The following is a 21,324-nucleotide window of genomic DNA, read 5'->3' on the forward strand; positions in this document are numbered from 1 at the left end:
ATAAAAGACCCGATTTCTAATTTTTGAAATCGGGTCTTTTTATATTTAAGAATAAACTAGTTGTCAAAAAATCTAACAATCTAAGTTAGTCTAAGTAGTCTAAAATTACAATCCAAATGCAGCTTTAACTTGGTCAACAAAATCAAGTTTTTCCCATGTAAACAATTCAACAGTAACTGTTTTTTCATTTCCACCTGGGGCAGAGAAAGTTTTAGTAACTGTTTCTGGTTTACGTCCCATGTGTCCGTAAGCAGCAGTTTCGCTATAAATTGGGTTTCTTAATTTTAAACGTTGCTCGATAAAGTAAGGACGCATATCAAAGATAGCTTCTACTTTTTTAGCGATTTCACCGTTAGTTAAGTTTACTTTAGAAGTTCCATAAGTTTCAATGAAAATACCCATTGGCTCAGCAACTCCAATTGCGTAAGAAACCTGAACTAAGATTTCATCAGCAACACCTGCAGCAACTAAGTTTTTAGCGATATGACGCGTTGCATAAGCAGCACTTCTGTCCACTTTACTTGGATCTTTTCCAGAGAATGCGCCACCACCGTGAGCACCCTTTCCACCGTAAGTATCAACGATAATTTTTCTTCCTGTTAAACCAGTATCTCCGTGAGGTCCTCCAATAACGAATTTTCCTGTTGGGTTAATATGGTAGTTGATTTTATCGTTGAATAAATGTGCGTGTTCTGGGTTTTTAGCGATAATTCTAGGAATAAGAATTTCGATAATATCTTTTTTGATTTTAGCCAACATTGTAGCTTCTTCATCAAAATCATCATGTTGAGTTGAGATAACAATCGCGTCAATACGAGTTGGTTTGTTATCGTCGCTGTATTCTAAAGTTACCTGAGATTTAGCATCTGGACGTAAATAGGTGATTTCTTTGTTTTCACGTCTTAAAATAGCTAACTCTTGTAATAATTTATGAGATAAATCAAGTGCCAATGGCATGAAGTTTTCAGTTTCGTTTGTAGCGTAACCAAACATCATTCCTTGATCTCCTGCACCTTGTTCTTCTGGCTTAGCTCTGTCAACACCTTGGTTAATGTCTGCAGACTGCTCGTGAATTGCTGAAAGAATTCCACAAGAATTCGCTTCAAACATATATTCACTTTTAGTATATCCAATTTTACGGATTACCTCACGTGCAATTTGCTGAACATCAAGATAAGTATTCGATTTAACTTCACCTGCTAAAATAACCTGACCTGTTGTAACTAATGTTTCACAAGCTACTTTTGAATCAGCGTCAAATGCCAAAAAGTTGTCAATTAATGCATCCGAAATTTGATCTGCAACTTTGTCTGGATGCCCTTCACTAACAGATTCTGACGTAAATAAATAAGCCATAATAATGTATTAAATTAAAATTAATTGAGGAAAATAATTGCTAAAAAGGGCTAAAGGAGAGTTTCTGCTTTAGCATTTTTTACTGCCGAAATTAATCCTTCGGCACTCATAACGAACCATTTCATTATGAAGAGGTTGCAATCAGTTCAAATTTTTCCTCTGTATTCGGGTGCAAAGGTATAAAACCATTTTGATTTGCAAATTAAAGTTCAACTTTTTTTATTTTTTTAAAGAGAAATTTAACAGAAGTATATTAATTTGATAGGGTAATGGAAAATATTTTCCTTTTTGTTTGGTCGAATCAAAAATAGTTCGCAACTTTGCCTCGTTAAAACAAAAAGAAACAAATGAAATTAATAGTTTGCAATATGATGTCTTGTATGGTGCCGGAATTATCCGCAGGGACTCTGTTGTAAGTTTTTTTCAAAAATAGATATAGAACCTCTGCAGATCGCAGAGGTTTTTTTTTGCTCAAAATGAAAAATAGAAAGTTTAAAAAAGACTTGTGTTTATTATGAAGAAAAAAAATAACAAGAAAATTTGACTTTTAATTTGGTGGTTAAAAAAATACTTATTACATTTACTCTATCGAATTAGTCGAATTTAAAAAAGAAACAATTTAAATTATTATATAAATGAAAACAATAGCAAATAATATGGTGATGTGCTGTCAGATGATGCAAATGTGCATCCCAATTTGCTGTTGCCAAAAGTAAAAGTTAAATCTTGGTTTTAGTTAGAACTAAAAGCCCTTTTGGTAGCCATCCGAAAGGGCTTTTTTAATTTCAACACTTAAATTTTCAAATTATGAAAACACTAAATTCAATCGCAATAGAGTATTTATTGAGAAACGATTCTCAGAAAAATAATAATAAATCAGAAGATATAACTAGAGAAGTTGTACGAATAAATGCAGAGCAGAAGATAAAAGCTCAAAGATCATTATTATTCCAAATGTATGATCTCGAAGAACAAGAAAGCTTTTTTGTTTAAAGGAGTTTCAACATCAATTTCAAAAAACAATATCAATATAATATAGTATCAACAATATTTAAAAAATTAAGAAATCATGAGTACACAAAAATTTGCAACAAACGCACTACACGCAGGACACGATGTTACTAAAAATGCAGGAACAAGAGCAGTGCCTATTTATCAGACTTCAGCATATGTGTTTAATAATGGTGATCATGCTGCGAATTTATTTGGTCTTGCTGAAGCCGGATTTATTTACACAAGATTAAATAACCCAACAAATGATGTTTTAGAACAGAGGCTAGCTGCACTTGAAGGCGGTATTGGAGCTGTAGTTACAGCATCTGGAGCATCGGCAATTTCAACAACTTTATTGACTTTGTTAAGAGCAGGAGATCATATTGTGGCATCAAACAGTTTATACGGCGGAACTTATAACTTATTAAGTGTGACATTACCGCGATTAGGAATTACAACGACTTTTGTAGATCCTTCAAAACCAGAAAACTTCACTAAAGCAGCAAAAGAAAACACCCGAGCTTTCTTTGTAGAATCTTTAGGAAATCCAAAATTAGATGTCTTGGATCTAAAAGGAATTTCGGCGGAAGCCAAAGCATTCAAAGTGCCTTTTATAGTAGATAATACAGTTGCGACACCTTATTTATTAAACCCTATTAAATATGGTGCCGATATTGTGATTCATTCCTTAACAAAATATATTGCCGGAAACGGAACGTCATTAGGAGGTGCTATTATTGATGCCGGAACTTTTGACTGGTCTAACGGAAAATTCCCTGAATTTACAGAACCTTCCGCAGGATATCACGGATTAGTATATCATGAAGCTTTAGGAAATGCAGCCTTTATTGCAAAAGCACGAATTGAAGGTTTGCGTGATTTTGGCGCAGCTTTGAGTCCGTTTAATGCTTTTCAGATTATTCAGGGATTGGAAACGTTGCCAATCCGAATTAAAAAACACAGCGAAAATGCTTTGGCCTTGGCTGAATGGCTTGAAAAACAAGATGAGGTAGTTTGGGTAAATTATCCAGGTTTGAAATCCAATAAATATTATGATTTAGCGAAGGAATATCTTCCTGAAGGACAAAGCGGTATTATCACTTTTGGATTAAAAGGCGGTTTTGATGCGGCGAAAAAAGTGGTAGATGAAACCAAATTGTTCTCATTATTAGCCAATATTGGCGACACAAAATCATTGATTATACATCCAGCAAGCACAACGCACCAGCAATTGTCTGAGGAAGATCAATTGGTAACGGGTGTTTCTAAAGATTTAGTCCGACTTTCTGTTGGAATCGAGGATATTGAAGATTTAATCGCCGATTTAAAAGCGGTTTTTGAAAGCGTGACATTAGCGCAATACAGTATCAATAAAAATTAGGTTTTTTTGTTTTTTGTTTGAAAAATTGCCTTTAGCGGTGTGGTGCCGCTAAGGGTGATTTTTTATGAAAAAAGATTTCAAAATAAAATTTTAACCATATAAGTAATAAAATTTCATTCAATAGAGACGCACCGCAGTGCGTCTAACGCGAAACACGAGATGTCTATACTATAAACGTTGCTATTAAATGAAATTATATTACTTATATGGTTCAATAAAATTAGATATGTTTTAAAAAATTAAAATTATGTCAAAGCTTAAAATAAATATTATTCTTTTTGGGATTGGAAATATCGGAAGCACACTGATCAATCAGATTATTGAAAGTCAGGAATTTTTTCTGCAAAGTAAAAATGTCGATTTTCATTTTCCGATAATAACGAATTCAACCGTTGCTTTTTTCGAAAAAGAAGGCGTGGGGTATTCATGGGAAACCAATTTCAGAGAATTAGCCGTGCCTTTCAGAGTGGAAGATATTATAGCATTTGCAAAAGAAAACGAATTCGAAAATTTAATAGCCGTTGATGCTACTGCGAGCGACGAACTAATAAGTCATTACAATACATTGATCGAAAACGGATTTAATATTGTTGCGGTAAATAAGAAAGCCAATACACTCCCAATAGATCTTTATAAACAGCTGAGAGAAAATCTAAAAAAATACGACAAAGAGTTTTTGTATGAAACATCGGTTGATACAGGATTTCCGGTTTTGCAGACCTTGAGAGATTTGTATTATTCGGGCGAAAAAATCACGAAGATCAGAGGCGTTTTTTCAGATCATTTAAGTTATGTATTTAACCGATTTTCGGCTGAAGAAAATTCTTTTTCGTCAATTTTGAAAGATGCCAGCCTTCTTGGATTAATGCGTTCGACTTTTAAAGAAGATTTATCAGGAAATGATACCGCTAGAAAATTGCTGATCCTGACCCGTGAAATCGGAAAAGAATTTGAATTATCGGATATAAAAATCAATTCGATAATAAGAGAAGAACATCTGGAAAAAAATGGAATACTAAATAAGGAGGCAGTCGATCGATCGTATAAAATTGCAAAAATCACTCAAGCAGAAAATCATGTTTTGCGATATGTGGGCGAATTTGATGTCGAAAAAAATACTTTGGAAGTAAAATTGGTTTCTGAACCTGTAACATCTGCAATTGGACAATTAAAAGGAGCAGATGCGATTTTCGAAATTTATACCCAATCTTATGCAGATGTTCCAATTGTTATACAAGGAGCGTCACCATGTAAACAAGCAATTTCGAGAGGAATTATAACCGATATTTTAAAAGTAGCTGACAAAATTAAAAATAAAGAAGCAGTCTGGCTATAAGTGGTTTTTTAATATTAAGAAAAAAAGTTCTTTGACAGATTGAAACAGAAAAAGTTAGTTTATTTTTTGTAAGACAATACTGTATTTTTATTGAATCTTGATTTTGTAAGATGTTTTTTGACGATAAAAAGATGTTTTTTAACGTTTTTTTAGAAAAATTAGGCTTTTGTAACTTGGAATATTAAAAAAAAAGTTGCAAATTTGTAAGACAAGTAAGATCTGTTAAAAAACAGATGTTTAAATGTTAAATAAATGATTTATCGCTTTTAGATCTTAATCAAATCTGAAAGCTTATTAAGAGAATTAAATGCAAGAATTTTTTAAAATAAAAGTCAAATCACAGATGAATAAATCCCTACAGATGAACAAGATGTTTAACGTCGCACGTATTTGTGTACGCGTCTGTTGATACTAAAAGTATATATAAGTTCTATAAAAACTTAGACCCTTTTGGTATTAAAAATCCAAAAGGGTTTTTTTATTCATCTTGGTTAACATAACAAAAAATTAAAGAAAAAGTAAATATTATAAAACGCAAACTAACTTAAACTTAAATATCATGAGCACATTAAACTACTTAAGAAAAAAAATCTCAACTTTCAAAAACATCAAAAATGAAAGAAACAATCCGCCGCCAACAAATGAATTAATTCATCCAAGCTTCGGAATAACAGAAACGGATAAAAAAGAAGTTAAAAAAGAACCAAATTCTTTATTGTTTTTGATGTATTCAAAAGAAAATGAAACGCTTTTTATCTAAATCAAAAAGCATCATAAAATAGGGTAAAACCCGCTTAATTTTACTGGGCAATTTGTTCGGTAATTTTTTGCGTATAATAAATTCTGATTGAAGTATGTTTAAGAAATTGAGGAATCAGTTTCGATAAAATTTGTTTGTTTAAGAAATTAGTAGTTAATTTGCATCTTTAAGTTCAAAAACGTATTGAAATGTTATAAAGAAAGGAGGAGGGATTAGACCCGATGAATCCTTAGCAACCCTTCGTTAATTCGAAGAAGGTGCTGCATTCTACCACGCCCAAACGTGGAAAGATAACAACAAGAATTTTTCTAGTTTCAAACTCTAGACTTTCTTTCTAATATTTCCACATACAAATCAATAATAAAAAGATTTGAAATTGGAAAATATACCAAATCCCATCATAATTAATAATTTCATCACAGAGAGTGGTGCGCTATTTTCATCATTACCGTTAAGTTTTACGCTTTCTGGTTTGCCTTTGCATACCGCTCCAATTGTTTTGGTTAATCATGCTTTGACAGGAAATGCACAAGTAACCGGCGAAAACGGCTGGTGGAATGATTTGATTGGTGACAACAAAACAATCGACACAAATAAATATACTGTTCTGGCATTTAATGTTCCAGGAAATGGTAGCGATTCGTTTATAATCGAAAATTATCAGGATTTTACAGCCAGAGATATCGCGAGAATTTTTATCAAAGGTTTAAAAGCGTTGAATATCGAACAAGTGTTTGCTATAATTGGTGGTTCTGTTGGAGGCGGAATTGCTTGGGAAATTCTGGCATTGGAACCAAACATCACAGAACATTTAATTCCGATTGCAACCGACTGGAAATCCACCGACTGGATGATTGCAAATTGTTACCTGCAGGAACAAATTTTGAACAATTCGTCCAGACCAGTTGAAGATGCCAGAATTCATGCCATGCTTTGTTACAGATCTCCAGAATCATTCAAAGCGAAATTTAAGCGAACTGTTCATTCTGAACTTTCCATTTTTAATATCGAAAGCTGGCTGGCGCATCACGGAAATAAATTGCAAAAACGTTATCAATTATCGTCGTACAAATTGATGAACCAATTGCTGAAAACCATAGATATTACGAGAAATAGTGAGGATTTCGAGACTTTAATATCAAAATCAAACGCAGCGATTCATATTGTTGCAATCAATTCAGATTTGTTTTTTACACCACAAGAAAATCTGGAAACTTATAATGAATTAAAAAAGTTTAAAGAAAATGTTTTTTACAGCGAAATTGATTCGGTTCACGGACATGACGCTTTTTTAATCGAGTACAAACAATTAGATCATTTACTTGCCGATATTTTTAAGGCAGAAACAATAGCAAAATAAAATGAAAGTATTAAAATTTGGAGGTAAATCGTTATCAAACGGAGAAGGACTAAACAAAGTAGTTTCAATCATTTCAGATAAAGTAAATCAAGGCGAAAAAATTGCCGTAGTCGTTTCTGCGCGTGGTAACGCGACAGATGAATTAGAAGATATTTTAAGAATTGCCGCTAAAAACGGAAATTATAAACCACTTTTAGAAAGTTTTAAAGCGTATCAAACCTCAGACTATGGTCAGGTCGATTTATCTGAAGAATTCAATATTCTGGATAAACTTTTCGAAGGCGTTAGTTTGATTGGCGATTATAGCAACAAAATCAAAGATCAGATTTTGTCGAAAGGTGAATTGCTTTCGGCTAAATTATTGACTTCAATTTTACTTGAAAAAGGAATTCCGGCCAATTTTGTTGATACTAGAGAATTGTTAAAAACCGATTCAAAATTTGGTGATGCTCAGCCTTTGGAACAACTTTCAAAGAAAAACGTAATCAATTATTTTAAGCTTCATAACGGCGAAACTGTAAATATTGTTACAGGTTTCATTGGTTCAAATAACAACAACGACACTACAACTTTAGGAAGAAACGGAAGTAATTACACAGCTTCGTTAATTGCAAATTATTTAGATGCTGAAGAATTGCAGAATTTTACGCACGTTGACGGAATTTATACGGCAAACCCAGATTTAGTTGCCGATGCTAAAAAAATCGAATATTTATCGTTTAACGAAGCGAATGAATTAGCGAATTTTGGAGCAACAATTCTACATGCTAAGACTATTATTCCTTTATTGGAAAAAAATATTCCGCTTCGTATTTTAAATACGTTTAATCATGAAAATCACGGAACTCTAATCACTTCAAATTCTCAAAAAGAAGGAATTAAAACGCTTTCTGTTTTAGAAAATGTTTCTTTAGTAAATCTTGAAGGACGCGGATTGCTTGGAAAAGCCGGAGTTGATGCCAGAATTTTCAAAGTAATGGGTGATCACAACATCAGCGTAAGTATAATTTCGCAAGGTTCTTCAGAAAGAGGAATTGGTTTAGTTGTAGCCAAAGACAAAGCTACCCTTGCAATGGTTGAGCTAGAAAAAGAGTTTGAAAATGACTTTTATTCTAAAGATGTAAACCAAATTACGGTTACGGATAATGTTTCTGTAATTTCGATTATCGGGCAGGATTTAAGTACTTTCCACAAGCCTTACACAGCTTTAATTAAAAATAAAATAGTTCCGATTTTATTCAACAACACGGTTACAGGTAAAAATGTGAGTTTGGTTGTTAAAAAAGAAGAACTAAATAAAGCTTTAAACGTAATTCACGGAGAAATCTTCGGAGTTTCTAAAAAAATCAACATTGCGATTTTCGGACACGGATTAGTTGGAGGAACGCTGATTAATCAAATTTTAGAATCGGCGGCAGCGATTGAAAAACGTAAAGATATTAAGCTGAACGTTTTTGCAATTGCAAACTCTAAAAAGCTTTTATTAAACAGAAATGGCGTAACTTCAAGCTGGAAAAACGATATTCAGACAAAAGGTGAAGAATATTCAATCAATGATATTATTGCGTATGCAAATGAGCATCATTTAGAGAATTTAATTGCAATTGATAATACGGCAAGTGCATCATTCGTAGAAAACTATATTCCGCTTGTTGAAAGCAGTTTTGATTTGATTTCTTCAAATAAAGTGGCTAATACATTAACGTATGGTTTTTATAAAGAATTGAGAAAAGCTTTGGCAGAAAATCAAAAGAATTATTTATATGAAACCAATGTTGGTGCAGGTTTACCATTAATTGATACGATTAAATTACTGCATCTTTCTGGTGAAAACATCACAAAAATTAAAGGAGTTTTCTCTGGAACATTAAGTTATTTATTCAATAATTTCTCTGCAAAAGATGCTCCGTTCAGCGAAATTCTGCAGGAAGCAATCGATAACGGATATACAGAACCAGATCCGCGTGAGGATTTATGCGGAAATGATGTAGGAAGAAAACTATTGATCTTGGCAAGAGAATTAGATTTGCAAAATGAGTTTGAAGAAATCTCAATTCAGAATTTAATTCCCGAACATTTACGCGATGGAAATGTTTCTGATTTCTTAACGAAATTAAAAGAATTCGACCCAATTTATGAGAAAATAAAAGCAGATCAACAACCAAATCACGTTTTAAGATACATTGGAGAATTGTCTGGTGATTTGCAGAATGATAAAGGAAATCTAGAAGTAAAATTAGTTTCAGTACCAAAAGATACTGCATTAGGCGGATTAAAAGGTTCAGATTCTTTCTTCGAAATTTACACAGAATCTTACGGAGATCGTCCAATCGTTATTCAGGGAGCCGGTGCAGGTTCTGCGGTAACAGCGCGAGGAGTTTTTGGGGATATTTTGAGATTGTCTGATAAAGGGTAAAAGAATTTTAGATTTTAGAGTTCAGATTTTAGATTTGAATTCAAACAAAAACAAAAAAATAACAACACAATGAAAGTAACTTTAAACAGAGTAAATGACGCATTTCATTTCAAAGTAAAAAATGAACGTGGACATGTAGTTGACGTTGACAGCAGAGCTGAATTTGGCGGAAGCGATTTAGGCGCAAGCCCGATGGAATTGGTTTTAATGGGCGTTGCAGGATGTAGCGCAATTGATATGATTTCGATTTTGAAAAAACAGCGTCAGGAAATCACTTCTTTTAACGCTGAGGTTGAAGGAACACGCGTTCAGATTGAAGAAGCAAAACCTTTTAAAGAAATCGATGTGGTTTTTTATTTAGAAGGAGAAATCAATCCTGAAAAAGCAAAAAAAGCAGCACAACTTTCTTTCGAGAAATACTGCTCCGTTGCAAAAACAGTTGAACCAACAGCTACAATCAAATACAGAGTTGTTTTGAACAACGAAGCTTTATAAATTAGATAATTAGTCAATTAGATAATCAGAAAATGCTCAGATTGCGCATAAATAATTGACTTGTTTTAGTTTAGATTTCAGCTTTTAAAACCTGAAACTTTAAACTTTAAACTTTAAACAAAAAACAAAAAACAACACAATGAACACAGAAGAATTTGGTTTTGAAACACAGGCCATTAGAACACAATTAGAAAGATCTCAATATTTAGAACATTCGGTGCCTTTGTACCTATCGTCAAGCTTTGTTTTTGAAGATGCCGAAGATATGAGAGCTTCTTTTACAGAAGAAAAAGAAAGAAATATTTACAGCCGTTTCAGTAATCCAAATACGACTGAATTTGTGGAAAAAATCTGCAAAATGGAAGGTGCTGAATCTGGTTATGCATTTGCAACCGGAATGGCAGCGGTATATTCTACTTTTGCCGGATTATTAAATTCGGGAGACCATATTGTGTCTGCAAGCAGCGTTTTTGGTTCTACACACGCTTTGTTTATGACTTATTTTCCAAAATGGAATATCGAAACTTCTTATTTTGAAATCAATAAGCCAGAAACAATTGAGAGTTTCATCAAGCCAAACACTAAAATATTATATGCAGAATCGCCTACAAATCCTGGAGTTGATGTAATTGACTTAGAATTGTTAGGAAATATTGCAAAAAAACACAACTTGATTTTAATTATCGATAACTGTTTTGCAACGCCATATTTACAGCAACCAATTAAATTTGGAGCGCACTTAGTGATACATTCTGCAACAAAATTGATCGACGGTCAAGGCCGTGTTTTAGGAGGAGTTACAGTTGGAAATGCAGATTTAATCAGACAGATTTATTTGTTTTCAAGAAATACAGGTCCTGCTTTATCTCCGTTTAATGCTTGGGTTTTATCAAAAAGTTTAGAAACATTAGCAGTTCGTGTTGACAGACATTGCGAAAATGCATTAAAAGTTGCTGAATTTTTAGAAAGCCATCCAAATGTAAATAGTGTTAAATATCCGTTTCTGAAATCGCACCCGCAATATGAAATTGCTAAAAAACAAATGAAAGCTGGTGGAAACATTATCGCATTTGAAATTAAAGGCGGAATCGAAGCTGGAAGAAAATTCCTGAATTCAATTCAACTTTGTTCATTATCAGCAAATATTGGAGATACAAGAACAATTGTTACGCATCCAGCTTCTACAACGCACAGCAAGTTATCTGAAGAAGATCAGTTAGCTGTTGGAATCACGCAAGGTTTAGTTCGTGTTTCTGTAGGTTTGGAAACTGTGGAAGATGTAATTGCTGATTTGAAACAAGCATTGGCTTAAAAGCAAAATAGAATAAAATTAAGGGGCTGTTTTTTAAATAGCCCTTTTTTGTATATCAAGGATTTTTTTGAAATAAATTTTAGTTTTGAAAATATGACAAGACCAAGATTGCTTTTGTTATCAGATTTGTTTGGAGGTAATCCGGAATGGATTGAATATTATATTCAGATTTTAGAATCAAAATTTGATGTTCATTATTATGATGTCTTAAAATTGGCTGAGGTTGATTTTTCTACAGATGAAAAAGAAATTCACAATCAATTTTTAAATGGAGGCATTGAAAAAGCTGTTGATGATTTATTAGCTTCTGAAAAAAGCGAGGTTGCTGTTTTAGCTTTCAGCATTGGCGGAACAATTGCATGGAAAGCATCATTAAAAGGATTAAAAACAACAAAGTTAATTGCAATTTCCTCAACAAGATTAAGATTTGAAACTGAAATTCCTAATTGTGAAATCAAACTTTATTTTGGCGATCAGGATCTAAATTCGCCCAATAGTGAATGGTTTTCAAAGTTAAAAATAGAAAAACATATTCTCGAAAATCAAAAACATCAATTGTATTTAGATGAAAAGAATGTTTTTTTGATTTGTAGTAATTTTTTGTAATTCATTCGTCAAAAATTATATTTTTGTTATAACCAAACCTAATTAATAATAAAAACAACGAACTAGTTTATGAGTAATTCTGGATACATACTTGATGATCGACTGTTGGCTTCCGTAGGAATCCGTTTTTTAAATTATATTTTAGATACTGTATTTGTAATTGCTATTTTTATGGGACTTTGTCTTTTTGCAGGAGTTCTTATTGGTTTGTTTGAATTGACAGGTCTTAGCGAGTGGATGGATGGTTTAGGAGATTGGGGCTGGAATATCGTAATATTTACGATCTACTTTTTTTATTTTTTAATCACCGAAGGATTGTTTGGAAGATCGCTTGCGAAGTTTATTACAGGAACCATTGTTGTTAATGAATATGGTGAAAAAGCTGATTTTGCTGCCATTGTAAAACGATCTTTTTGTCGATTTATACCTTTTGATATGTTTTCATATTTAGGATCAAGAGGTTGGCACGATTCTCTTTCGGATACATACGTGGTAAATAAAAAAGACTTGGTTGAAGAAATAAAAACGTTTCAAGAGTTTAATTTAATCGGAAGTAACGAAGTAATCTGATAGAATAAGTAGAATATAATTTCCTTTCTGTTACTATTCTCATTTAAAAAGCCTATTTTTGTTGCAGAAATAAATGTAATCATTTTCGGGGCATTAATTTCGGAACAAATATTTTGCAATTTAAAATTTAAAGATGCTTTCAAAAAAAACAAAATACGGAATAAAAGCGTTGACTTATTTGGCCAGACGAGAAAATAATGATCCTGTTCAAATTGCCGAAATCGCGAAAAACGAACATATTTCGATTAAGTTTTTAGAAAGTATTTTATTGCTTTTAAGGAATTCCGGTTTTCTTGGAGCAAAAAAAGGAAAAGGCGGTGGCTATTATCTAATCAAAGATCCGAAAGATATAAGCATGGCAAAAGTCTATCGAATTTTAGAAGGGCCAATTGCATTATTGCCTTGTGCAAGTCATAATTTTTATGAAAGATGTGACGACTGCGATGACGAATCTACCTGCGCAGCCCGAAGATTAATGACTGAAGTTAGAGATAATACACTTAAAATATTAGAAAGTAATTCTTTAGCAGATATTGCTTTTTAAAAAATAAAAAAGACCATTTCAAAATACAAATGGTCTTTTTTTATAATGATGTTTTTTAAAAAATTAATTTATATCCAGTAAAGAATAGCATTACTGCGATAGCATTTCTAAGAAATTGATCTGGAACTTTTCCGCTCAGCATACTTCCCATATATATCCCGGGAAGTGATCCCATTAACAATTGGCCAAGTAATCCTAAATCTAAATTTCCCATTGAAGCATGTCCGATTCCGGCAACAAGCGTTAATGGAACCGCATGAGCAATTTCAGTTCCAACTAAACGCGGTAAAGGAAGTAAAGGATAAAGAAAAAATAACGTTACTGTTCCCAGCGCGCCTGCTCCAATGGATGTTACCGTTACGGTTGCGCCAAGCAGAACTCCAATTCCAATAGTCAGCATATTTTGAGTGTGGCTTTCGCTGTGGAATTTATCTCCTGCATGTTTTTGAGAAAATTTCAAAATTTTGTTTTTGAATATAATAGCAATTGATGTAAATAATAATGCCCAACCTAAACTAAATTTTATAACACGATTAATGGTCTCAATATCTGTTTTGATGCTGTTTAGTATCCATAAAGTTGCTAAAGCGGCTGGAACACTGCCTAATGTAAGCCAGCCGGTAATTTTCCAGTTTATGTTTCCTTTTTTATGATGAACAAATATCCCTCCAGCTTTCGTAAAAGCGGCATAAAGCAGATCTGTACCTACTGCAGTTGTTGGCGGAATATTAAAAAATAGCAAAATAGGAGTCATTAAAGAACCACCGCCTACGCCAGTCAACCCAACAATAAAACCAACTGCTAATCCGGCAATTACAAGACCAATTTGAAAATCCATAAAAAAAGTTTGGCGCTAAAATACAACATTTTTATAATTATCCTATAGATATTGTAGAGATTAAAAAACCTATTTAATAAGCAAGTTTTTTTGCTATTTATATTGTTCAAAATATGTTGCGAAATGATCTTATTTGTGAAATTAATTTATCAAAATCTTAAATAGCTCTTTTATAATGTAATGAATGTGTAAATGAGCTTTAAAAAAATCAAAATAATGTTTTGATTATTATAAATAAGTAGTATTTTTGCAAAGTAATCTATTAACCCGATAGGGTAATAGGTTTTGAAAACAAATACAATTATTTAATATGGAGAAAGAACTGAAAATAAATAGTGCAGATTCGTTCAAAGAAAAGCTTTGGATTGGAATTCCGGTTGTTTTACTAATAGGTTTGTTATCTGTATTAATTTATAATCATCATGCTGAATTTTCGTGGAGTGGGTTTGTAAATGGTTTTAATGAAGAATTTTTAGTGTTTTTTGCCATTGGAGTTTTCGCTCAATTGGTTGATGGAACATTAGGAATGGGTTATGGAGCAACTTCTACGTCATTTTTATTGGCTTATGGAGTTCCGCCAGTTGTGAGCAGTACTGCGGTTCACGTTTCAGAAATGTTTACAACGGGAGCATCGGCACTTTCTCATCACCGTTTTGGAAACATAAATAAAAAACTGGTTAAGCATTTATTGATTCCAGGAGTTTTAGGTTCTATTACAGGAGCTTACTTATTATCAGATGTAATTAATGGAGATATTATTAAGCCGTTCATTGCAGTTTATATGATTGTTTTAGCGGTTATCATTATCAGAAAAGCCTTGAAAAAAACAATTGTAAAAAAGAAGACGAAGAAATTAGGTGCTTTAGCAGTTTTCGGCGGATTTATGGATTCTGTTGGAGGCGGAGGTTGGGGACCAATTGTGACTTCAACTTTATTGGGAAGAGGAAGAAATCCAAGATATACTATTGGTTCGGTAAATGCAGCTGAGTTTGCAATTTCATTTGCAAGTGGAATAACGTTCATGCTTTTTGGTGGAATTCACGGCTGGCAAGTAATCATCGGATTGATTTTGGGAGGAGTTATTTCAGCGCCATTAGCGGCATATTTGGTAAATAAAATCAAAAGAAAACCAATGATGGTTGCCGTTGGAGTTCTAATTATATTATTGAGTTTAAAAACATTATCTAAATTATTGTAAAAAATAATTTTAGAAAGGAAGAGAGATTATGAGTGCGATTATTGTACAAGAATTATTAGAAAAAACAAAAGACTTTTCGCTTGACGAAACCTTAGTTTTTTTAGCAGAAAAATTTCCGGGAAAAGTAATTTTTTCGACTTCTTTCGGTCAGGAAGATCAGGTGATTACAGATTTTATAGCAAAAAGCAATACTGATATTACCGTTTTCACTTTAGACACGGGAAGATTATTTCAGGAAACTTACGACGTTTTTCACAAAACATTAAAAAAGTATAAAAGATCTATTGAAGTTTATTTTCCAGAAGCCACTGCGGTCGAAAATCTTCTAAAAGAAAAAGGGCCAAATAGTTTTTATGATTCAGTAGAGAACAGAAAAGAATGTTGTTTTATTCGAAAAGTTGTTCCGTTAAGAAAAGCTTTGGCAGGAAACTCAGTTTGGATTACGGGATTAAGAGCCGAACAATCAGAAAACAGACACGATTTAAATCTGTTTGAATACGACGGAAACTTCGAAATCATCAAATTCAATCCGTTGCTAAAATGGACTTTAGAAGAAGTTGAAGCGTATTTATCCGAAAACAATGTTCCGCAAAATGCTTTACACAAACAAGGTTTCGTAAGCATTGGATGCGCGCCGTGTACAAGAGCTATTTTCCCGGGAGAAGACATCAGAGCTGGAAGATGGTGGTGGGAATCGAGCCATAAAGAGTGTGGGCTTCATAGTGCTAAGAAAGAGTAGACTTTTTTAGAAGAAAGAAACAAGAGGCAAGACTTCTGCAGAGAATAGAATATAGATTATAGAATAAAGAGTGGAGATTTTAGATCAGGTGAAAAACTTGAAACTTTAAACCTGAAACTAAAGTTTTCCACACCAAAATATCAAACAAAAAAACAATGAGTTCAGTATTAAAAACAAACGCTTTAGAGAGTGAAGCGATATACATTTTCAGAGAAGTAATTTCACAGTTTGACAAGCCGGTTTTACTTTTCTCAGGAGGAAAAGATTCTATTACATTAGTGCGTTTGGCACAAAAAGCATTTTTCCCTGCTAAGATTCCGTTTCCTCTTTTGCACGTTGATACGGGACATAATTTCCCTGAGACAATCGCTTTCAGAGATAAATTGGTAGAAGAATTAGGTTTAGAGTTGATCGTTCGTAATGTTCAGGATGCTATTGATGAAGGAAAAGTGGTTGAAGAAACTGGAAAATATTCAAGCCGAAACAGTTTGCAGACTACAACACTTTTAGATGCAATTGAAGAATTTAAGTTTGATGCTTGTATTGGTGGTGCGCGTCGTGATGAAGAAAAAGCAAGAGCTAAAGAACGTATTTTCTCTGTTCGTGACGATTTCGGACAATGGGACGAGAAAAATCAAAGACCTGAGTTGTTTGATATCTTAAATGGAAAAATCGAAAATGGACAAAATGTTCGTGTTTTCCCAATTTCAAACTGGACAGAATTAGATGTTTGGAGTTATATCGAAAAAGAAAAAATCGAGATTCCGTCAATCTATTTCTCACATAAAAGAAAAGTTTTTTTGAGAGACGGTTTAATCTGGTCGCATTCTCCTTTTGTGTACCAAGAAGAAGACGAACAAATCGAAGAACGAATTGTTCGCTTCAGAACCGTTGGAGATATGAGCTGTACAGCAGCTGTTGAATCTTACGCAGCAACGATTGAAGAAGTAGTTGGAGAGATCAGATCATCAACCATTTCTGAAAGAGGAGCCAGAATAGATGACAAACGCTCTGAAGCTGCAATGGAAAAGAGAAAACAACAGGGATACTTTTAATAATTGTTAATTGTTAATGCAATTCGGAACGAAATTTTAAAAGTAAAAATCAAGAAAACAAAAACATACAGATTTATAAGTTTCGAGAGAACATGAAACCTGAAACTTTAAACCTGAAACAATATACAAGAATGGAAGTTTTAAAAATAGCAACAGCAGGAAGTGTAGATGACGGAAAAAGCACTTTAATCGGGAGATTATTGTACGACACAAAATCATTGACGACTGATAAAATAGAAGCAATCGAAAAAAGCAGTAAACAAAAAGGATACGATTATCTTGATTTTTCTTTGGCAACTGACGGATTAGTAGCAGAAAGAGAACAAGGAATCACAATTGATGTTGCGCATATTTATTTTTCGACTGCAAAGAAAAGTTACATTATTGCCGATACTCCAGGTCACGTAGAATATACTAGAAACATGGTTACAGGAGCTTCAACTTCTCAGGTTTCGATCATTTTGATTGATGCCAGAAAAGGAGTTATCGAGCAGACGTATCGTCACTTTTTTATCAATAATTTATTGAGAGTAAAAGAAGTAATTGTTGCGATTAACAAAATGGATTTGGTTGATTATTCTGAAGAAGTTTTCAATAAAATCAAAGCTGATTTTCAGGCATTAAATGCAAAAAGTACTTTCAAGGAGCAAAACGTAAGTTATATTCCTTTAAGTGCAATTAATGGAGGAAACGTAGTTAATAAATCTGAAAATATGCCTTGGTATGACGGACAAACAGTTTTAGAACATTTAGAAGGATTACATGCTTCTGATGTTTTTGAAGCAGGAAAAGCACGTTTCCCAGTTCAAACTGTTATTCGTCCAAAAACAGAAGAATACCACGATTTTAGAGGATATGCTGGTAAATTATATGGGAACTCAATTAAAGTTGGAGATGCTGTAACGGTTCTTCCTTCTTTAACAGAATCAAAAGTTTCAAAAATTCACTTTTTCGATAAACAATTTGACGAAGCCGTTGCAGGTTCTTCAATTACAATCGAATTAGAAAATGATATCAATGTAACAAGAGGCGATATGATTGTAAAATCAGATGAGCTTCCAAAAATTGAAAAAGATATCACAACAACAGTTTGCTGGATGGACGGTAAAAAACTGGTTCCAGGAACTAAATATTTGGTACAGCATAATACGAACAGAGTTTTAGCAAAAGTAGAAAGTATCAAAAACACAATTGCGACTGATTACTCAGGAACGACAGAAGCTTCACAATTAGCAATCAACGAAATTGGAGAAGTAACGATCAAATTAAGCAAACCATTATATTTTGATTCATACAACGAAAACAAATCAAACGGAGCTTTCATCTTAATTGATACAGCAACAAACACAACAGCAGGAGTAGGATTCATTCGCTAGTTGATAGTTGATGGTTTTTGGTTGATAGATATTCTGCCAGCAAACCAACAACCAGCAACTAACAACCAACAACTAAAGAGAAATGGAAAGTTTTAGAACAGAAATAGAAAATCCGGTAGTTCAGAAGGAGATTATCGAATTAGAAAAAAAGATTCATTTATTCCGTGGAGGAAAAATTGATGATGAGCGTTTTCGTAGTCTTCGCTTAGCGCGCGGAATCTACGGTCAGCGTCAGGAAGGCGTTCAGATGATTCGTATCAAATTGCCTTATGGTAAAGTGACCAGCGAGCAATTAGTGCGTATCACACAAGTTTCTGATGAGTATTCTACAGGACGTTTGCACATTACAACACGTCAGGATATCCAGATTCACTACGTGAGTTTAGACCGAACACCAGAACTTTGGGCAGATTTGGCGAAAGACGATATTACACTTCGTGAAGCTTGTGGAAATACGGTTAGAAATATTACTGGAAGCGAATTAGCGGGAGTTGATGTAAACGAACCATTTGATGTTTCGCCTTATGCACACGGACTTTTCCAGTATCTATTAAGAAATCCAATTTGTCAGGAAATGGGACGTAAATTCAAAATTTCGTTCTCATCTTCAGACGAAGATACCGCTTTGAGTTATTTACACGATTTAGGATTTATTCCGAAAATTAAAGACGGGCAACGCGGATTTAAAATCATGTTTGGTGGAGGTTTAGGATCTCAGCCAGCACATGCCGAATTACTTTCAGAATTCGTTCCAGTAAACGAAATCATTCCAACAGCAGAAGGAATCATCCGTATTTTTGACCGTTACGGAGAACGTGCAAAGAGAATGAAAGCGCGTATGAAATTCTTAATCAAAGAAATGGGAAAAGATGCTTTCCTTGATTTGGTTGAAAAAGAGAAAAAAGCCATCGCTTTTGAAACATACGAAATTGATACAAACGCTTTTGACGGACCAATTCCAGAGCCGTTATTAGAAGTTCCGCAAGTTACAATTGAAGACACTGAAGCATATGAAGCATGGAAAAAATCGAATGTAATTAAGCAGAAACAAGATGGTTATTATGCTATCGGAATCAAAGTTTTATTAGGAGACTTTTATACTGATAAAGCTAGATTATTGGCCGCTTTAATTAAAAATTACGCAGCAAACGAATTACGTTTTTCATTGCGTCAAAATATTGTAATACGTCACGTAAAAGAAGAGAATCTTCCTTTCTTTTATCAAGAATTAGCGAAGTTGGATTTTGTTCAACTAGGATATAATTCAGTTGGAGATATTACGGCATGTCCGGGTACTGATACTTGTAATTTGGGGATTGCAAGTAGTACCGGTATTGCAGAAGAATTAGAAAGAGTCTTAACGGCAGAATACCCTCAGTATTTAAACAACCGCGAAATCGAAATTAAAATTTCAGGTTGTATGAATGCCTGCGGACAGCACAATATGTCTGCCATTGGATTCCAGGGGATGTCTATCAACTCAGGAAAATTGGTTGCTCCGGCTTTACAAGTTTTATTGGGTGGAGGAAGATTAGGAAATGGAGCAGGACGTTTTGCTGATAAAGTAATCAAAGTGCCTAGTCGTAGAGGTCCTGATGCGTTGCGTACCATTTTAAATGATTTTGATGCTAACGGAAACGGACAAAAATTCCTTGATTATTATGATACAAAAGGAGAAAAATATTTCTACGAAATCTTAAAACCTTACGCAGATGTAACCAATTTAACAGAAGCCGATTTTGTGGATTGGGGTAACGCGGACAATTACGTAAAAGCAGTTGGAGTTGGAGAATGTGCCGGAGTAGTGATCGATTTAGTAGCGACATTATTGTTTGAAGCTAAAGAGAAATTGATCTTGGCTCAGGAATCTTTCGACGAGAAAAAATGGTCAGATGCCATTTACCATGCTTATGCGGGATTTGTAAATGGAGCAAAAGCTTTATTGTTGTCAGAAAACCAAAAAACAAATCACCACGCAGGAATTGTAGACTTGTTTGATACTGTTTTTATCGAAAACAATAAAATCGAATTAAACTCAACTTTTAAAGACTTGGTTTATCAAATCAATAAAAATGAACCATCTGAAGCTTTCGCTAAAGATTACATTGCTCAGGCAGTTGTTTTCTTTGATAAGATCGAAACTTTCAGAGCTCAGGAATTAGAAAATGCTTAATATAAAACCCAAAATAACTTTAGTCGGTGCAGGTCCGGGCGATCCCGATTTACTGACGCTGAAAGCTGTAAAAGCATTGGCTGAAGCTAATGTGGTTTTATATGACGCTTTGGCTAATGAAGAAATTCTGGATTACGCACCCAAAAATGCCATCCGAATTTTTGTTGGAAAAAGAATCGGAAATCATGCTTACACGCAAGATCAAATCAATCAATTGATCGTGGATAATGCTTTGACTTACGGAAACGTAGTTCGATTAAAAGGCGGAGATCCATTTATTTTCGGAAGAGGTGGTGAAGAAATTGATTTTGCAGAAAGTTTCGGAATAGAAACTATCGTCGTTCCTGGAATTTCATCAGTAGTTGCAGTCCCAGCTAGTCAGGGAATTTCAATTACAAAACGGGGCGTTTCAGAAAGCTTTTGGGCAATAACCGGAACAACTTCTGATAGAAAATTATCTTCAGATGTAGCTTTGGCAGCACAATCATCAGCAACAGTTGTAATCTTGATGGGAATGCACAAATTGCCTCAAATTATCGATTTGTTTCAAAAAGAAGATAAAGGAAATTTACCCGTTGCGATCATACAAAACGGAACAACAGCAGAAGAAAAAGTTGGAGTTGGAACCGTAAATTCGATTTTAGAAGTCGTAAAACAAAAAGAATTAGGTTCACCAGCTATTATTGTTCTTGGAGAAGTTGTGAGAGAAAGCAATAAACTAAAAGGTTTTTACGAAGAATTTCTATCAAAGGAAATCGTTCGCTAGAGTTCCGAAGGAACGATCATATTGTAGGGTCGGGTTTTAACCCGATGGAC

Annotated in this window: 19 protein-coding genes and 1 riboswitch; of the genes, 17 read left to right on the forward strand and 2 right to left on the reverse strand. The window is 33.8% G+C overall.

The window, feature by feature from the left end:
- Positions 1-105: 105 nt before the first annotated feature.
- A complete protein-coding gene (gene metK, locus ACWA1B_RS04720) occupies positions 106-1,356 on the reverse strand; it encodes a methionine adenosyltransferase (RefSeq protein ID WP_035645622.1) in 1,251 nt (416 codons plus the stop codon).
- 807 nt (positions 1,357-2,163) lie between these two features.
- Between metK and ACWA1B_RS04725 the strand changes: the two genes are divergently transcribed.
- The 11 genes from ACWA1B_RS04725 (at position 2,164) to ACWA1B_RS04775 (ending at position 13,129) form a co-directional block, all read left to right on the forward strand.
- A complete protein-coding gene (locus tag ACWA1B_RS04725; RefSeq protein ID WP_456904681.1) occupies positions 2,164-2,349 on the forward strand; it encodes a hypothetical protein in 186 nt (61 codons plus the stop codon).
- A gap of 76 nt (positions 2,350-2,425) precedes the next feature.
- Positions 2,426-3,730 (forward strand): O-acetylhomoserine aminocarboxypropyltransferase/cysteine synthase family protein, encoded by a 1,305-nt coding sequence (locus ACWA1B_RS04730; RefSeq protein WP_456904682.1) that lies wholly within the window; start codon positions 2,426-2,428, stop codon positions 3,728-3,730.
- Positions 3,731-3,977: 247 nt separating this feature from the next.
- On the forward strand, positions 3,978-5,066 hold the full coding sequence (locus ACWA1B_RS04735) for a homoserine dehydrogenase family protein (RefSeq protein WP_456904683.1): 1,089 nt from the start codon (positions 3,978-3,980) through the stop codon (positions 5,064-5,066).
- Between the two features lie 559 nt (positions 5,067-5,625).
- On the forward strand, positions 5,626-5,826 hold the full coding sequence (locus tag ACWA1B_RS04740) for a hypothetical protein (RefSeq protein ID WP_320569758.1): 201 nt from the start codon (positions 5,626-5,628) through the stop codon (positions 5,824-5,826).
- A gap of 188 nt (positions 5,827-6,014) precedes the next feature.
- Positions 6,015-6,123: riboswitch (SAM riboswitch) on the forward strand.
- A gap of 79 nt (positions 6,124-6,202) precedes the next feature.
- Positions 6,203-7,186, forward strand: coding sequence for an alpha/beta fold hydrolase (locus ACWA1B_RS04745; RefSeq protein ID WP_456904684.1), 984 nt, complete (start codon positions 6,203-6,205; stop codon positions 7,184-7,186).
- Between the two features lies 1 nt (position 7,187).
- Complete coding sequence (thrA, locus tag ACWA1B_RS04750; protein WP_456904685.1) at positions 7,188-9,602, forward strand: bifunctional aspartate kinase/homoserine dehydrogenase I; 2,415 nt, start codon at positions 7,188-7,190, stop codon at positions 9,600-9,602.
- Between the two features lie 69 nt (positions 9,603-9,671).
- On the forward strand, positions 9,672-10,097 hold the full coding sequence (locus tag ACWA1B_RS04755; RefSeq protein ID WP_144337562.1) for an OsmC family protein: 426 nt from the start codon (positions 9,672-9,674) through the stop codon (positions 10,095-10,097).
- Between the two features lie 139 nt (positions 10,098-10,236).
- Positions 10,237-11,409 (forward strand): trans-sulfuration enzyme family protein, encoded by a 1,173-nt coding sequence (locus ACWA1B_RS04760; protein WP_456904686.1) that lies wholly within the window; start codon positions 10,237-10,239, stop codon positions 11,407-11,409.
- Between the two features lie 93 nt (positions 11,410-11,502).
- Positions 11,503-12,015 carry an alpha/beta hydrolase gene (locus tag ACWA1B_RS04765; protein WP_456904687.1) on the forward strand — a complete coding sequence of 171 codons (513 nt, stop codon included), beginning with the start codon at positions 11,503-11,505 and terminating at the stop codon, positions 12,013-12,015.
- Positions 12,016-12,084: 69 nt separating this feature from the next.
- On the forward strand, positions 12,085-12,585 hold the full coding sequence (locus ACWA1B_RS04770) for an RDD family protein (protein WP_456904688.1): 501 nt from the start codon (positions 12,085-12,087) through the stop codon (positions 12,583-12,585).
- 133 nt (positions 12,586-12,718) lie between these two features.
- A complete protein-coding gene (locus tag ACWA1B_RS04775) occupies positions 12,719-13,129 on the forward strand; it encodes an RrF2 family transcriptional regulator (protein ID WP_035645602.1) in 411 nt (136 codons plus the stop codon).
- A gap of 55 nt (positions 13,130-13,184) precedes the next feature.
- Here the strand turns inward: ACWA1B_RS04775 and ACWA1B_RS04780 are convergent, their stop codons facing one another.
- The gene (locus ACWA1B_RS04780) at positions 13,185-13,967 is read right to left on the reverse strand and encodes a sulfite exporter TauE/SafE family protein (protein ID WP_456904689.1); all 783 of its coding nucleotides are present in this window, start codon (positions 13,965-13,967) and stop codon (positions 13,185-13,187) included.
- 310 nt (positions 13,968-14,277) lie between these two features.
- Between ACWA1B_RS04780 and ACWA1B_RS04785 the strand changes: the two genes are divergently transcribed.
- The 6 genes from ACWA1B_RS04785 (at position 14,278) to cobA (ending at position 21,274) form a co-directional block, all read left to right on the forward strand.
- Positions 14,278-15,165: a sulfite exporter TauE/SafE family protein gene (locus tag ACWA1B_RS04785; protein ID WP_456904690.1), complete on the forward strand. Its 888-nt coding sequence runs from the start codon at positions 14,278-14,280 to the stop codon at positions 15,163-15,165.
- Positions 15,166-15,193: 28 nt separating this feature from the next.
- Positions 15,194-15,904: a phosphoadenylyl-sulfate reductase gene (locus tag ACWA1B_RS04790; RefSeq protein WP_456904691.1), complete on the forward strand. Its 711-nt coding sequence runs from the start codon at positions 15,194-15,196 to the stop codon at positions 15,902-15,904.
- 155 nt (positions 15,905-16,059) lie between these two features.
- Positions 16,060-16,959, forward strand: a complete 900-nt coding sequence (gene cysD / locus ACWA1B_RS04795; RefSeq protein WP_008466601.1) for a sulfate adenylyltransferase subunit CysD — start codon at positions 16,060-16,062, stop codon at positions 16,957-16,959.
- A gap of 131 nt (positions 16,960-17,090) precedes the next feature.
- A complete protein-coding gene (locus ACWA1B_RS04800; protein ID WP_456904865.1) occupies positions 17,091-18,335 on the forward strand; it encodes a sulfate adenylyltransferase subunit 1 in 1,245 nt (414 codons plus the stop codon).
- An 82-nt stretch (positions 18,336-18,417) separates the two neighbouring features.
- The gene (locus ACWA1B_RS04805; RefSeq protein WP_456904692.1) at positions 18,418-20,508 is read left to right on the forward strand and encodes a HEPN domain-containing protein; all 2,091 of its coding nucleotides are present in this window, start codon (positions 18,418-18,420) and stop codon (positions 20,506-20,508) included.
- Positions 20,501-21,274: a uroporphyrinogen-III C-methyltransferase gene (gene cobA, locus ACWA1B_RS04810; RefSeq protein ID WP_456904693.1), complete on the forward strand. Its 774-nt coding sequence runs from the start codon at positions 20,501-20,503 to the stop codon at positions 21,272-21,274. Before ACWA1B_RS04805 ends, cobA begins: the two co-directional genes overlap by 8 nt.
- Positions 21,275-21,324: the final 50 nt, after the last annotated feature.

Source organism: Flavobacterium xizangense, assembly GCF_054075145.1.